Source organism: Rhodococcus sp. USK13 (assembly GCF_018343855.1).
GTDB classification, from domain to species: Bacteria; Actinomycetota; Actinomycetes; order Mycobacteriales; family Mycobacteriaceae; genus Rhodococcus_F; species Rhodococcus_F oxybenzonivorans.
Map to the genome: position 1 here is coordinate 4,391,502 of NZ_CP069242.1, position 13,260 is coordinate 4,404,761.

The 13,260-nt window shown below is 65.8% G+C and carries 19 protein-coding genes; 15 read left to right on the top strand and 4 right to left on the bottom strand.

Annotation, left to right across the window (positions count from 1 at the left end):
- Positions 1-12: 12 nt before the first annotated feature.
- From JQT59_RS22760 to JQT59_RS22780, 5 genes are all read left to right on the top strand, one after another.
- Positions 13-1,518: an FUSC family protein gene (locus tag JQT59_RS22760; RefSeq protein ID WP_249354657.1), complete on the top strand. Its 1,506-nt coding sequence runs from the start codon at positions 13-15 to the stop codon at positions 1,516-1,518.
- A gap of 80 nt (positions 1,519-1,598) precedes the next feature.
- A complete protein-coding gene (locus JQT59_RS22765; protein ID WP_213572100.1) occupies positions 1,599-2,066 on the top strand; it encodes an SRPBCC family protein in 468 nt (155 codons plus the stop codon).
- A 112-nt stretch (positions 2,067-2,178) separates the two neighbouring features.
- Complete coding sequence (locus JQT59_RS22770; RefSeq protein WP_213572101.1) at positions 2,179-3,408, top strand: NAD(P)/FAD-dependent oxidoreductase; 1,230 nt, start codon at positions 2,179-2,181, stop codon at positions 3,406-3,408.
- Positions 3,409-3,569: 161 nt separating this feature from the next.
- Positions 3,570-4,199, top strand: a complete 630-nt coding sequence (locus JQT59_RS22775; RefSeq protein ID WP_159922382.1) for an antibiotic biosynthesis monooxygenase — start codon at positions 3,570-3,572, stop codon at positions 4,197-4,199.
- 123 nt (positions 4,200-4,322) lie between these two features.
- The gene (locus tag JQT59_RS22780) at positions 4,323-5,222 is read left to right on the top strand and encodes an ATP-dependent DNA ligase (RefSeq protein WP_249353751.1); all 900 of its coding nucleotides are present in this window, start codon (positions 4,323-4,325) and stop codon (positions 5,220-5,222) included.
- Positions 5,223-5,240: 18 nt separating this feature from the next.
- Here the strand turns inward: JQT59_RS22780 and JQT59_RS22785 are convergent, their stop codons facing one another.
- The 4 genes from JQT59_RS22785 to JQT59_RS22800 form a co-directional block, all read right to left on the bottom strand.
- Positions 5,241-6,077: a formate/nitrite transporter family protein gene (locus tag JQT59_RS22785; RefSeq protein WP_213572102.1), complete on the bottom strand. Its 837-nt coding sequence runs from the start codon at positions 6,075-6,077 to the stop codon at positions 5,241-5,243.
- Positions 6,078-6,246: 169 nt separating this feature from the next.
- Complete coding sequence (locus tag JQT59_RS22790; RefSeq protein WP_213572103.1) at positions 6,247-6,729, bottom strand: adenosine-specific kinase; 483 nt, start codon at positions 6,727-6,729, stop codon at positions 6,247-6,249.
- A gap of 122 nt (positions 6,730-6,851) precedes the next feature.
- The gene (locus JQT59_RS22795; RefSeq protein ID WP_213577998.1) at positions 6,852-7,649 is read right to left on the bottom strand and encodes an SDR family oxidoreductase; all 798 of its coding nucleotides are present in this window, start codon (positions 7,647-7,649) and stop codon (positions 6,852-6,854) included.
- Positions 7,650-7,809: 160 nt separating this feature from the next.
- A complete protein-coding gene (locus tag JQT59_RS22800) occupies positions 7,810-8,055 on the bottom strand; it encodes a cold-shock protein (protein WP_397517632.1) in 246 nt (81 codons plus the stop codon).
- Between the two features lie 455 nt (positions 8,056-8,510).
- Between JQT59_RS22800 and JQT59_RS37750 the strand changes: the two genes are divergently transcribed.
- From JQT59_RS37750 to JQT59_RS22845, 10 genes are all read left to right on the top strand, one after another.
- Complete coding sequence (locus tag JQT59_RS37750; RefSeq protein ID WP_257792479.1) at positions 8,511-8,633, top strand: hypothetical protein; 123 nt, start codon at positions 8,511-8,513, stop codon at positions 8,631-8,633.
- A gap of 65 nt (positions 8,634-8,698) precedes the next feature.
- Positions 8,699-9,238, top strand: coding sequence for a Dps family protein (locus tag JQT59_RS22805; RefSeq protein ID WP_159922372.1), 540 nt, complete (start codon positions 8,699-8,701; stop codon positions 9,236-9,238).
- Positions 9,239-9,359: 121 nt separating this feature from the next.
- Complete coding sequence (locus tag JQT59_RS22810) at positions 9,360-9,635, top strand: GlsB/YeaQ/YmgE family stress response membrane protein (protein WP_109329916.1); 276 nt, start codon at positions 9,360-9,362, stop codon at positions 9,633-9,635.
- Positions 9,636-9,884: 249 nt separating this feature from the next.
- Complete coding sequence (locus JQT59_RS22815; RefSeq protein ID WP_249353753.1) at positions 9,885-10,541, top strand: nucleotidyltransferase; 657 nt, start codon at positions 9,885-9,887, stop codon at positions 10,539-10,541.
- On the top strand, positions 10,538-10,798 hold the full coding sequence (locus JQT59_RS22820; protein WP_201453578.1) for a BON domain-containing protein: 261 nt from the start codon (positions 10,538-10,540) through the stop codon (positions 10,796-10,798). The genes JQT59_RS22815 and JQT59_RS22820 overlap by 4 nt, the downstream gene beginning before the upstream one ends.
- Positions 10,795-11,511, top strand: a complete 717-nt coding sequence (locus tag JQT59_RS22825; protein WP_201453618.1) for a metallophosphoesterase family protein — start codon at positions 10,795-10,797, stop codon at positions 11,509-11,511. The genes JQT59_RS22820 and JQT59_RS22825 overlap by 4 nt, the downstream gene beginning before the upstream one ends.
- A 35-nt stretch (positions 11,512-11,546) precedes the next feature.
- Positions 11,547-12,050, top strand: coding sequence for a DUF6328 family protein (locus tag JQT59_RS22830; protein ID WP_213572104.1), 504 nt, complete (start codon positions 11,547-11,549; stop codon positions 12,048-12,050).
- A 156-nt stretch (positions 12,051-12,206) separates the two neighbouring features.
- Complete coding sequence (locus JQT59_RS22835; RefSeq protein ID WP_213572105.1) at positions 12,207-12,449, top strand: DUF3072 domain-containing protein; 243 nt, start codon at positions 12,207-12,209, stop codon at positions 12,447-12,449.
- A 79-nt stretch (positions 12,450-12,528) separates the two neighbouring features.
- On the top strand, positions 12,529-12,987 hold the full coding sequence (locus JQT59_RS22840; protein ID WP_213572106.1) for a phage holin family protein: 459 nt from the start codon (positions 12,529-12,531) through the stop codon (positions 12,985-12,987).
- Entirely contained in the window at positions 12,984-13,238 is a 255-nt protein-coding gene (locus JQT59_RS22845) for a hypothetical protein (protein WP_213572107.1), read from the top strand. The genes JQT59_RS22840 and JQT59_RS22845 overlap by 4 nt, the downstream gene beginning before the upstream one ends.
- Positions 13,239-13,260: the final 22 nt, after the last annotated feature.

Here is a 13,260-nt window from a genome sequence, read left to right on the forward strand (position 1 = left end):
CGGTGGCCGGGTGTGGTGCGCGCAGGGGTGGCGGCGGCGTTGCCCGCCCTCGCCGGGATTGCGCTCGGACACTCTGCGGTCGCAGCGACGGCCACGCTGGGCGCGTTCGCCGTCGTCTACGGCGAGGGCCGGGCGTACCGAGTGCGGTGGCGGGTGGTGTCGATCGCCGCCGCTGCACTGGTGTTCCTGGCGGGTGTGGGCGCCGCAGTCGGCGCATCGGTCCACGCGGCGGCGGCCGTGGGGAACTCCGCACTGGGGAATTCCGCGCTGTGGGCAACGGTGCTGGTCCTCACGATGACCCTCGTCGTCGCCGTCTGCGCGTTCGTCGTCGACGGCCTGCGACTCGGAGCCCCCGGCGCCTTCCTTCCCCTGCTGACCGTGGAGATCGCGTCGTCGCTGCCCGCTCTCGGTGTGTCGACGACGGAGGTGCTGGCCTGGACGGCTTCGGGAGCGGCATCGGCGTTGCTCGTCTCGATGTCCGGTGTCGTGGTGCGTCGACGCACCCCCGAGCGGGCCGCGGTCGCGGGAGCGGTCGCCGCAGTTGCTGCCGCGCACTCCGACAGTTCCTCACCGACTTCACGCCGGGACGCGGTGCGGGCGCTGCACGCCGCGTGGCAGTGTCTGCACGACGCCGCACTCGTCGGTCGCGATCACCCGCTGACCCGCACCCTGCATGCCGCTCACTTGCGGTGTGCGGCCATGGTGGACGGTCGCAACGTGGACCACGCCTCGGACACCGACGATCTGCGACCGCAGGTGCCGCTGCCCAGGCCGTCGATTCGTTACCGGCTCGGGCGGGCGGCTCATCCGCGGGGCCGGTCCTGGACCATCGTCGCTCGGCTGCTGGTGGCGTGCCCCGCCGCCGGTCTCCTGGCGCTGAGTCTCGATGTCGGACGGCCCGATTGGGCGGTGATCACCGCGGCGATGATCCTTCACCAGGGACCGGATCGCGTGCTGGGAACGTACCGCGGCCTTCACCGCTTCTTCGGCACCGTGCTCGGTCTCGGTCTGTTGGCGGTGCTCGCGACACTCGACCTGACGGCCGCCGCGCTGGTACTCGTCGTGGCTCTCCTGATGGCGGGGACGGAAGCTTTCCTGGTCCGCAACTACGGCGTGGCGATGGTGTTCATCACCCCGCTCGCCCTGATCGTCGGGAGTCTGGGGACGCAGATGGACCTCGGTGTCGTCACCCGGGATCGGCTCCTCGAAACCCTTCTCGGCGTGGCGGTCGCGCTTGTCGTGCTGTGGATCGTGCTTCCGCGTTCGCACCGGCGGATTCTGCGCGACGCGGACGAACAAGTTGCCCACACGATCGGGCGGATCGCCGACACCCGTGACCCGGTTGCAGTCGCCGAACTCTGCCACGACCTCGAGTTCGACCTGCACGCTTCCACTACCGCCGCGATCACCGCAGCCCACACCGACCCGGCCTGGACCCGCACCCTGTGGCCCGAACATCACCACCTCCACGAACTCGGCTACCGCACCCTCGCCTGGCACCTCGGGCCCAGCATGTAGCCGGTCGCCGCCGAAGGGCGAATGATCGCCTACCGTTGCCCGGGAAACATTCGGCGATTGCTCGAAGAAACGGAACACTCATGTCAGTTTCGGAAATCCAGTTGAGTCGAACGATCGATGCGCCCGTAAGCGCGGTCTGGGCGGTCCTCACCGACCTGGACAACGCGGAGTCGGTGCTGAGCGGGGTGGAGAAGCTCGAACGGCTCGACTCGACGAAGTACGAAGTCGGCACCCGGTGGCGGGAAACCCGGGTGTTGTTCGGCAAGTCGTCGACCGAAGAGATGTGGGTAGCGGAGATCGACCCGGAGAAGCGCACCGTGGTGAAGGCTGCCTCCCACGGGGCAAACTATACGACCGTGTTCACCCTGTCCCCTGCCGGTGACAGCACCACCCTGACCTTTCACTTCTCCGCAGAAGCGAACGACCTCGGCGCGTTCTCGCGATTCATGATGAGAATTTTCGGCTCCTTCGCCCTGAAGGCCACCACGAAGGCGATCCGGCGCGATCTCGACGACATCGCCGACGCCGCCGAGGAACGGGCCCACTGATCGCCCCTCATGCTGCACGGGGCCTACGGCGTGGCCGACGGCCGACAGGACCCATGATCACGCGTGATGCGATTCAACGGTCGCCCCGGCCAGGACCTGACACGATATCGGGGTGACTGATTCAGGCCGCGTCCTCGTCCTCGGTTCGGGATTCGCCGGTTTATGGGCCGCGCTGGGGGCGGCGCGGCGACTCGAGGAACTCGACGTGACCGGCACCGTCGATGTCACGTTGATCAGCAAGCTGCCATTTCACGACATCCGGGTCCGCAACTACGAGGCAGACCTGAGCGCGTGCCGCATTCCGCTGAGCGACCTGCTCGACCCGGTTGACGTCGGGCACATCACCGCCGAGGTGACGGCGATCGACACCGCGGCTCGCACTGTCACCGTCGCGGATAGTGGAGGGCAGGGCGCCACGCAGGAATATGACCGCTTGGTCATCGCACTGGGCAGTCGGGTGGCGAAGCCCGATATTCCCGGTTTGCGGGAATTCGGCTTCGACGTGGACACCTACGACGGCGCACTGAAGCTGCAGCGCCATCTGGCGGCGCTGTCCGACGGCGGAGCGGACGTGAGTGCGGCGACCGTGGTGGTGGTCGGCGCCGGTCTCACGGGCATCGAAACGGCGTCGGAACTGCCCGGGATGCTCACGACAATGTGTGCCGGACGCAACCTCGACCCGCGGGTGGTGCTTATCGACCACAACCCCTACGTCGGTTCCGACATGGGGGCGTCGGCGCGACCGGTGATCGAAGCGGCGCTGTCCGAGAACGGGGTCGAAACGATGACCGGGGTCGGCGTCGCCGCCGTCGACGAGCGCGGCGTGACGCTCTCGTCCGGAGAGGTGCTGGCCGCGGGTACCGTCGTCTGGTGCGCTGGCATGCGGGCAAATCCGCTGACCGCCCAGCTTGCCGGAGACCGCGACCGGCTGGGTCGCCTGCCGGTCGACGACTATCTGCGAGTTCTCGGCTCACCCGGAGTATTCGCTGCCGGTGACGTCGCCGCGGCGTGGGTGGACGACGACCACCTGTCGGTGATGTCGTGCCAGCACGGGCGTCCGATGGGCCGCTACGCGGGCTACAACGTGATCGGTGATCTACTCGGAGAGCCGATGATGCCGCTCCGAATACCTTGGTACGCGACGGTTCTCGACCTGGGACCGGCGGGCGCGGTGTACACCGAGGGATGGGATCGCCAGGTGGTGGCGTACGGTGCGCAGGCCAAAGCCACCAAGGTCACCATCAACACCCAACGGATCTATCCCCCGTTGAACCGCGACCGCAACGCGCTGCTCGCGGCCGCCGCGCCGGTGCTGCAGGCGCGCCCCGACCCCGGCCAATGAGGCAGAGGCGCTCCGCGCCCGTGCGCCTTCCTGGTAGCTGGGACAACCAGTAATGACGCACGGGCCGCGGAGCCGCCCATTGCCTCCAGCCGATTGGAAGAGCAGTGTGAAACACGGGGAATGACCGGCGACGCCGTGTCGGCGCCGCCCTGAGGAGAAAGGTGCCGATCGTGTTCGCACGCTCAACCACAATTCATTCGCACCCGTCATACATCGACGCCGGGATCAAACACTTTCGGGACACCGTGATGCCCGCACTGGCGGACATCGAGGGCTGTCTCGGTATGTCCCTTCTCGTCGATCGTGATTCGGGCCGTTGCATCGCGACCAGCTCGTGGCGGGACGAGGAATCTCTACGCGCCAGCGAGGGACCGGTGCAGAATCTGCGTGACACCGCCGCCGAAATTTTCCACGGCACCACCGAGGTGTCGCGGTGGGACATCGCGGTCATGCATCGCGACCACCATTCGGAGCGCGGGGCCTGTTGCCGCGTCACGTGGATCAAGACCGAGCCGGCCCACATGGACCGCGGCGTCGACATGTGGAAAATGGCCGCACTACCCAAGATGGAGGAACTCGACGGCTTCTGCAGCGCCAGCCTGATGCTCGATCACGCCGCAGGTCGCGGGGTGTCGTCGCTGACATTCGACAGCGCCGAAGCGATGGAACGCAACAGGGAACGCGTCGACAGCATCCGCGACGAAACAGCCCGTGAGGCGAACGCCGAGGTGCTCGACACGTGCGAGTTCGAGCTCGCCATCGCCCACCTGCACGTCCCCGAGATGGCGTGACTTGTCGGATGGTCGAGAAGGCACACCGCTCGGTATGCGGCGGTGTGCCCATCCATCTCTTCGCCCCGCTTTCGCGCGCCGGGGGCACTGCGGTCGGCTGAGTACGGGGGCAGAATCGGGAGGGTGGCAATCCATCGGCCCGCACTGCCTCTGCGCCCGGTAAAACCGATGTTGGCGACGCTCGGCCCTCCCCCGGGCGGGGACGACTGGGCGGTGGAGATGAAGTACGACGGCATCCGCGCCGTCGCCACGGTCACCGCAGACTCCGTGAATCTGTTCAGCCGCAACTGTGCCGACATCACCGCCGAGTACTCGCAGATCGCCGTCGGACTCTCCGACATAGACGCAGGCCGTGGCGTAGTAATCGACGGCGAGATCGTCGCTGCCGCGACTGGGCCGGCATATTGCGTCTTCGATTTGATGGCGCACCGGGGAGCGCCGATCCTGCGCTGGCCCTACCTCGAGCGCCGCCAGCTCCTGGCCGACGCCGGTCTCGAAAGCGAGGTCGTGCATGTGGCCCCGTACTGGGTCGACGTTGAGGGCGAGGCAATGCTCGAGGTGGCCGACGAGCACGGTTTCGACGGGCTCGTCGGGAAAAGGGTGACCTCCCCGTATCTCCCTGGACGGCGCTCACCGGACTGGGTGAAGACCCCGCTCCTCGACAGCGCAGAGGTGATCGTCGGCGGGTGGGAGGCGACCGGCCGCGGTGGGCTGCGGTCGCTGATCGTCGGTGCCCACCGAGATGGGGTCGGCTTGGTGTTCGTCGGGGAGGTCGGCTCCGGCTTCAGTGAAGCCGACCGGCGGCGGACGCTTGCGCTGCTCCGACCATTCGAACGCCCCACCAGTCCGTTCAACCAGGTCCCCGATGAGCTTGCCCGCCATGCCCGCTGGGTCGAACCGATCCTCGTCGGCACCGTCGAGTACCGCGAGTTCACCCTGAACCGGCGGCTCCACCGCCCATCGTGGAAGGGTTTCCGAGCGGGCATAGACCCCAGTTGGGTGACCATCGAGAAATTGCCGTAGACCCGCGCCCCACAGCGATCAGAGTGTCTCGAGCTCTGCGTCGCGGGCGACAACGGGTGTGGGTGCGGTGCGCCGATGCGCCAGGTACAGGGCAAGGCCGGTGAAGATCAATCCGCCGACCAGGTTGCCGAGCACGGTGGGGATTTCGTTCCAGATCAGGTAGTCGAGGAGGGTGAAGTCGCCGCCGAGCAGCAGACCCGAGGGAAACAGGAACATATTGACGACGGAATGTTCGAATGCCATTGCGAAGAACAGCATGATGGGCATCCACATTGCGATGACCTTGCCGGGGATGTCGGTGGCGATCATTGCCCCGGCAACCCCCGTCGACACCATCCAGTTGCACAGGACGCCGCGTATGAACAGGGTCAGCATGCCCGAGGCACCGTACTCGGCGTAACCCAGTGTGCGCGATTCGCCGAGATGGCCGATGGCCTCACCGATCTGGTTGGGCTCGGTTGCGAATCCATAGGTGAAGACGATCGCCATCATCACGGCGACGGTGAACGCGCCGAGGAAGTTGCCGAGGAACACCAGTCCCCAGTTCCGGAGCACCCCGACACCGGTTATCCCGGGCCGCTTGTCGAGCCAGGCCATCGGGGCGAGCACGAAGACACCGGTGAGGAGGTCGTAGCCGAGGAGGTACAGCATGCAGAAACCGGCAGGGAAGAGCAGCGCACCGATGAGCGGTTGGCCGGTCTGCACGCCGACCGTGACGGCGAAGACCGCACCGAGGGCGAGTATCGCGCCTCCCATATAGGCGCGAATCACGGTGTCGCGTGTGGACATCAACACCTTGGACGCACCGGCATCGATCATCGCCGTGACCAAGTCGGATGGCTTGACGTAGGACAACGTGGCTCTCCTTGTGGGACGGTGCCGAACCGGATGCTTCGGCATTTCGAGCGACAGTAGAAACGACGCGTTAACTATCTGAACCCGCCGATTGTCCGGCCGGTAACGAGCCGCTCACGACGATCCCGCCACCTGTGTGATGAACAGCCAGTCCAAGGCTAGTCGACGCTCAGAGCTTGTACCCGATGGTCCTGAGCAGAGCCTGACGGTCGGCGACATCGGCACTCGTCTCGACGCCGGCAGGTGTGAACCCGTCGATCACTCCGGCGATGCCCCTTCCGAGTTCCGTCTCGGCCACGATGATCTCGACCCGATTGGCCGTAGCGCAGAAGATGCCGCACACCTCGGGCACCTGCTTCAGCGTGTTCAGCACATTGACCGGATAACCCTCCTCCACGAACACGAAGAAGGAGTGGCCCGCACCGACCGCGATCGCGTTGCGCGTGGCCAACTCGACGAGACGGTCGTCGTTGCCCGAACAGCGCACGAGGCGGGGACCCGACGCCTCGCAGAACGCCACCCCGAACCGCAGGTGCGGACTTACTCCAGCCAGTGCTTCGTGCAGATCTTCGACCGTCTTGATGAAATGGGCCTGCCCGACGATCACATTCATGTCGTCGGGCTTGTCGATCGCCACGGTATGCAACTCCACGATCGTCTCCTCCATTGCCTGCGGCCGCGCAAGCCGGCATCGATCTCAGTGTGCGCCGCTCCGGCGACGGGTACAACGCCTGTGCCGCGAGGGCACACCGGTGACTCGCCGGCCAGGGTGGTTCAACCGGGCATGGTCTCGCCGCCGAGCGGTGCGAGAACCTCCCCGCTGTAGTACGACGACAGCAGACCCGCAGCGAAGAACACGTACGAGGGGGCGATCTCGTCCGGTTGCGCGGCTCGCCCGTAGGGGGCCTGTTTGCCGAAGTCCGCCACCTTCTCCTCGTCCATGGTGGCAGGAATCAGCGGTGTCCAGACCGGGCCCGGGGCGACACAGTTGACGCGGATTCCCCGCTCGAGCAGTGCCTGCGCCAACGAGTACGTCAGTGCGTTCACCGCACCCTTGGTGGCGGAGTAGTCGATCAGCGACTTGTTGCCACGCAGCCCGTTCACCGAACCGGTGTTGATGATGGCCGAGCCGGGGGCCAGGTGTGGGACAGCGGCCTTGGTCACGTGGAAAAAGCTGTCGATATTGACGGAAAACGTGCGGCGCCATTGGTCGTCGGACAGGTCGAGGAAGTCATCGACGGGCTCCTGGTATGCCACGTTGTTCACGACGACGTCGAGTCCGCCCAACTCGGACACCGTGCGTTCGACGATGTCACGGCAATGGTGAGGGTCGGCCAGGTCACCGGGGAAGACGCGGCACTTCCGGCCCTCGGCCGCGACCAGTTCTGCGGTGTGGCCGGCGTCGTCGCTCTCCTCGAGATAGGCGATGGCCACGTCGGCGCCCTCTTTTGCGAAGGCGACGGCGACTGCCCGGCCGATGCCCGAGTCGCCCCCGGTGATCAGGGCCTTCTTGCCCGCAAGCAGATCTCTGCCGCGGTAGGCGCGCATCTCGTCCTGCGGCTGGTCGGCCATCTCGGCGGTGTGGCCGGGGTAGTCGATGGTGTGCGGGGCACGTTCGCTCACTGTTACCTCCGAAGGGTCGAGTTCGGCTGTGTCGTCACCTCGCCGGTTACCCCGCCCGGGTGGTGTGAACCCGAACCCGCACCGCACCCCGTTGTCGCGAACCGGCCCCTCAGCGGATCCGCACGTTGCGCGCCTGGTCGCCCGTCGCCGTCCGGCACACCTCGAACCTCACGGTTTGCCCCTCGGTGAGGCAGCGGTGGCCGTCTCCGGCGATTTCGGAGATGTGCACGAACACATCCTCGGATCCGTCGTCGGGGGCGATGAATCCGAACCCCTGATCCGCGTTGAACCATCGCACGGTCCCGGTGCGCAGGCCCCGATCCGTCGAGCGTGCCAGCGTATCTCCGGTGCTCATCGCACCGACCTCCGGTCGGCCATGCCGTGGAGCGCGGCCGCCACCCACAGACTCGATCCGAGCAGCCCCACCAGCAGAGTTACGTTGAGCATTGCGCCTCCTCCGAACACCGGACACGACCGTGTCGCTGTCGATTCCCCCGAAGATAGGGTCTCGAAACGCGGGACGGGCGCCATTTGCGCGCGGAGGATGCCGAATCGAAATCTTTCGGCCGGCCACCACCTGTCGTCGCAATAAGAAGACATTCGCATGCGCGCCCACACAAGATCTGTTTTGACAGATATAGATTTTGTTGTACGGTCGTATCGTTCGAATCTGAAGGGAACACGGAAGAACCCCGGTTCTTTCGACAAGAAGTTCCAGAAATCGGGAAGGACGACGGGCGTGATGGAGCACAGTAGTTGCGGTGGGCGGGTTCACATACTTGGTTCGCGGCTGCGGCCGGGGGGTACGCGGTGACCACACCCGCGGGATCGACCCGGGCCGGCAGTTGGACGTTGTCGACGGAAGAGTTGAAGAACCGGCTCGAGTGGATGTTCGAGCACACCGCCACCGAGACCGCCGACTCGTCGTCCTGAACGACGGCCCCCGCGCAACCGACACCGTTGCCGGTACACGGCAGTAGCGAACGAGAGGATCGAGAATGTCGAAATTCACCGTGCCAGGCCTGTCCGCGGAGCAGGGTTCGCAAGTCGCCGACACCCTGCAGAAACGGCTCAGCGCCTACAACGATCTGCACCTGACGCTCAAGCACATCCATTGGAACGTGGTGGGGCCGAACTTCATCGGCGTCCACGAGATGATCGACCCGCAGGTCGAATTGGTCCGCGGATACGCGGATGCGGCCGCCGAGCGTATTGCCGCCCTGGGCAAGTCACCGGACGGCACACCCGCGGCCATCGGGCGGGACCGTACGTGGGACGACTACTCGGTCGGCCGCGACACCGCCCAGGCGCACCTAGCCGCGCTCGATCTCGTCTACACCGGCGTTATCGAGGACAATCGCAAGGCCATCGAAGAATTCGGCGATATCGACCCCATCACCGAGGACCTGTTGATCGGGCAGACCGCCGAACTCGAGAAGTTCCAGTGGTTCGTTCGCGCTCATCTCGAAAATTCGGGTGGGTCACTCGCCAACGAAGGCGCACACTCGGAGAAGCAGGCCGCGGCGCAGGCTCGTTGATCGTCGGCATTTCTGTCCGACCCGAACACGCATCACCTATTCGAGCGTCACCTATTCGAGCGTCACCTGACCGAGTGATCCCGGCCGTACCGGGATCGCTCGCTTCCGAAAGGACACTTCCGTGCTAGGACTGGGAATTATCGGCTGGATCATCATCGGCGGACTCGCCGGCTGGATCGGCAGCAAGATCATGAAGACCGATGCTCAGATGGGCATCCTCCTCAACATCGTCGTCGGCATCATCGGCGGACTGCTCGGTGGTTTCCTCCTCAAACTGCTCAATGTGGACGTCGAAGGGGGCGGTCTCTGGTTCAGCTTCTTCACCTGCCTCCTCGGGGCCGTGATTCTCCTGTTCCTCGTCAAGCTGGTCACCGGACGCACCGCCGCCCGCCGCTGACCGCAACCGAAGTAGAGGGCCTGCCCATCCGAGAGGATGGGCAGGCCCTTTTGGTCACCGAGTGGGACCCGTTGGTCTCGGCGTACTCCTCGCAGCGGATCCGGAGGACACCGCGGTCGAGCAGCCGCGAGGCAACCGCCTCCACCCGTTCCCGCCGGATGTCGAAAGTCCCGTCGTACCCGTTGCGGGACGCCCACACCGCCACGTTTCGCGCGGCGCAAGTCGGGGCACCCGTAGCGGACAGGAGGTGTGAACAGCACGCACGCCGATCTCCCGCATCGGAGGCTGCCCGGGCAGAAAGCGACCGGATTCGACATGGACGAGACGGAACTTCTCCAGACGCTCACCAGGGTGGTGAGCACGCTGAACGACACGGGTATCCGGTTCGCGGTCGCCGGCGGCTGCGCCGTCTACGCGCGCGGTGGACCGCCGTCCGATCACGATGTCGACATCTTCCTGAAAGAAGAGGACGCGGAGTCCGCACTGCGCGCGCTCGAAGCCGCCGGGATGACCCGGGTGGTTCCGCCCGAGGACTGGCTCGTCAAGGTCTACGACGGTGAAGTGCTGGTCGATCTGGTTTTCCGGCCCAACTACCAGCCCGTCACCGACGAGCTCTTCGAACGCGCGACGTGGATGCGGGTCGGCCCCACCGCGGCGCTGGTGATCAGTGCTACCGACCTCATGGTCGACAAACTCCTCGTGCTGGACGCGCACCGATGCGACTTCGTCCCGCTGCTGCGTATCGCCCGAGATCTGCGCGAGCAGGTCGATTGGCAGGAGGTAGAGCTCAGCGCCGGCGAATCACCCTACGCGCGGGCATTTCTAGCCCTACTCGGCGACCTTCACATCTCCGACGGCACGGGCAGTGGCCATCACTCGCCGCCGGCAACCGAGGAGAGCGCATGAATCCGGAAGAGCAGCCGCCCCAGTACCTTGTCGCGCATCTACGGCGCGCGCTCGCGGAGGACCCACGCACGTCCGAACTCGGCGTGCGAATTTCGGTGCGCGCGAACCAGGTCTACCTGAGCGGAGAAGTGAGCTGCGCCCACCGCAGGGACGATCTGGAAGTCGTTGTGCGCGAGCATCTTCCCACCATGTCGGTGCGCAACGATGTCCAGGTCGTGGACAATCGTGAACCGGCAGGCCGAGAGGAACTCGACTGATGCGCATTGCAGCTGTCGGTGACGTGCACCTCGCCGAGGACGCGCGCGGTCTGCTTCGTCCCGCACTCGACAAACTCCACGAACACGCCGATGTGCTGTTGCTCGCGGGTGACCTGACCCGCCACGGCACCGTCGAAGAAGCTTCGGTGGTCGCCGACGAATTCCGGGATCTCGGCGTTCCGGTGATCGCGGTCCTCGGAAACCACGATCACCACTGCGATGCCGCCGATGAGATCACCGCACTCCTCGAAAGCCGGGACATCACCGTTCTCGAAGGAACCACTGCCACCGTTGCGGTGGATGGTCAGACCCTCGGCGTAGCGGGAATCAAGGGGTTCGGTGGCGGGTTCGCGGGCAAATGCGCGAGCGCCTTCGGGGAGCGGCAAATGAAGGACTTCGCCGGTCATACCGTGGAGGTCGCGGCGGAGCTGCGCCGTGCCCTGTCGACCCTCGAGACCGACATCCGGGTTGCCCTCACCCACTACTCGCCGATCTCCGACACCTTGCACGGTGAGCCCCCCGAGATCTATCCCTTCCTCGGGTCGTATCTCCTCGGCGAACCGATCGACGAGTTCGGTGTCGACCTCGCCGTGCACGGCCATGCTCACGCGGGACGCGAACGCGGCACCACCCCTGGCGGCGTTCGCGTGCGCAATGTTGCGCAACCCGTGATTCACTCCGCTTACGCGGTGTACGGAATTCACACGGAATGAACGAATTCGGTACGCCGAGAGAGTAGTGATGACGGATGGACAGTGGCCGATTGGAGCACGATGACGCGGACTGGAATTTCCGCGCCCGCCATGAGACCGAGACGCAACGACTGGACCGGAACTGGAACGGTCTGCTCCAGGAGCTACGCGTCGTACAGACCGGGGTCCAACTGCTCACCGGGTTTCTTCTCACGCTGCCCTTCCAGGAGAGGTTCGAGCAGCTCACGGACGCCGAGGTTCTCATCTACCTCGTCACCGTCGCCCTCTCGGTGACGTCGACCATGCTGCTGGTCGCCCCGGTAGGTATTCATCGGATGCTGTTCCGCCTGCACGCCCTGTACGACCTGGTTGCCGTGGCGCACCGGCTGGCGATCTGCGGGATCACCACGCTGGCGATGGCGCTCATCGGTGTGGTGTTGCTCATCTTCAGCTTCGTCGTCTCACCCGTCGTCGGAGTCGCCGCCGCCGCCGTGGCCGTGGCCCTGTTTCTCGGACTGTGGTTGTTCGCCCGCATACTGCAGGGACGACACCGCAAGTGAGCGCGGCGCCCGGGCTCCCTCAGCCCACGTCGACCGCGTACCTAATTCACCCCTCCGGCAGATACGGCCGTTTCGGAATGTGGGCCGGCGGGCAATCGTTCGGATGCCACATCCTCGGGTCACGAATCCCGAAACGAACGAGCAGACAGGAATGGCATGGCCGACTCTCAATCCTCCGGACCGGATCCGTCGCCGACCCCCGAGAAGGATCCGGACGATTGGATCACCGGAGACGAACCGATGACCGGGCCACAACGGTCCTACCTGCACACTCTCGCCCAGGAGTTGGGTGAGACCGTTCCCGACGACCTGACCAAGGTCACCGCATCGAAACTGATCGACGACATGCAGCGACGATCGGGGCGAGGCGCCCGCGGCGAGGACTCCTCGGACACGTGAGACCGCTGACGCGCGCTGGCCTCGGCGTTTCGTGCTGTCGGCAGCCGGGTAGGCGTTCGAGTACGAAAGGAGCAGTGACATGACGGACATTCATCGCAGTGATGCGCATCGGACCGGGCCGCCCGGTTCCACCCCGGCGGGCCGTTCGGACAACGTCGACGATCTGTCGACCGTGCAGCTCGTCGAGCGGCTCACCGAGCAGGTGTCGCAACTCGTTCGCACCGAAGTGAGTCACGCCCTGACGGAGGTCAAGGAGAAAGGCACGCGTATCGGTATCGGCGTCGGAGTGTCGGGAGCGGGCCTTCTGCTGCTGCTGTTCGGCTTGGCGACGCTCGTTGCCACAGCAGTGCTCGGGCTCTCCACAGCCTTCGAACCGTGGCTCGCAGCCCTGATCGTGGCCGCCGTGCTGATCATCGCGGGTTCGATCACCGCAGCCATCGGCGGTCGTCGCGCCAAGAACGCGTTGCCTCCCGTTCCGGAGCAGACCACCCGCAGCGTCCGGGCGGATGTCGACACCGTCAAGGAGGGCTTCCGATGACCGAGGCGCAGCAGCCGAACGGCGAGGTCACCACGCCGAGCCCCCCGGTCGAGCAGCAGCGGGCGGACCTGGCGGCCACCGTCGATGCTTTGCACAAGAAGATCGATATCGGCTCGCGGGCCAAGGCGCACGCGCGCCACGACATCGAGACGCTGAAGCAGCAACCGCAACGCGCGGCGGCGGTCGGCGTCGTCGCTTCCCTCCTCCTCGTGCTGCTGGTGGTGCGGCGGCGGCGACGGAACGCCCACTGAGATCTCCACCCGAGGAGCGTAT

Bases quoted from the DNA above. Each gene is read 5' to 3' on its own strand.
- JQT59_RS22795 (WP_213577998.1), bottom strand. From the start codon at position 7,649: ATGGCCGACCAGCCGCAGGACGAGATGCGCGCCTACCGCGGCAGAGAT.
- JQT59_RS22840 (WP_213572106.1), top strand. From the start codon at position 12,529: ATGACGGACATTCATCGCAGTGATGCGCATCGGACCGGGCCGCCCGGT.
- JQT59_RS22845 (WP_213572107.1), top strand. From the start codon at position 12,984: ATGACCGAGGCGCAGCAGCCGAACGGCGAGGTCACCACGCCGAGCCCC.
- JQT59_RS22805 (WP_159922372.1), top strand. From the start codon at position 8,699: ATGTCGAAATTCACCGTGCCAGGCCTGTCCGCGGAGCAGGGTTCGCAA.
- JQT59_RS22800 (WP_397517632.1), bottom strand. From the start codon at position 8,055: ATGAGCACCGGAGATACGCTGGCACGCTCGACGGATCGGGGCCTGCGC.
- JQT59_RS22765 (WP_213572100.1), top strand. From the start codon at position 1,599: ATGTCAGTTTCGGAAATCCAGTTGAGTCGAACGATCGATGCGCCCGTA.
- JQT59_RS22835 (WP_213572105.1), top strand. From the start codon at position 12,207: ATGGCCGACTCTCAATCCTCCGGACCGGATCCGTCGCCGACCCCCGAG.
- JQT59_RS22830 (WP_213572104.1), top strand. From the start codon at position 11,547: ATGGACAGTGGCCGATTGGAGCACGATGACGCGGACTGGAATTTCCGC.
- JQT59_RS22820 (WP_201453578.1), top strand. From the start codon at position 10,538: ATGAATCCGGAAGAGCAGCCGCCCCAGTACCTTGTCGCGCATCTACGG.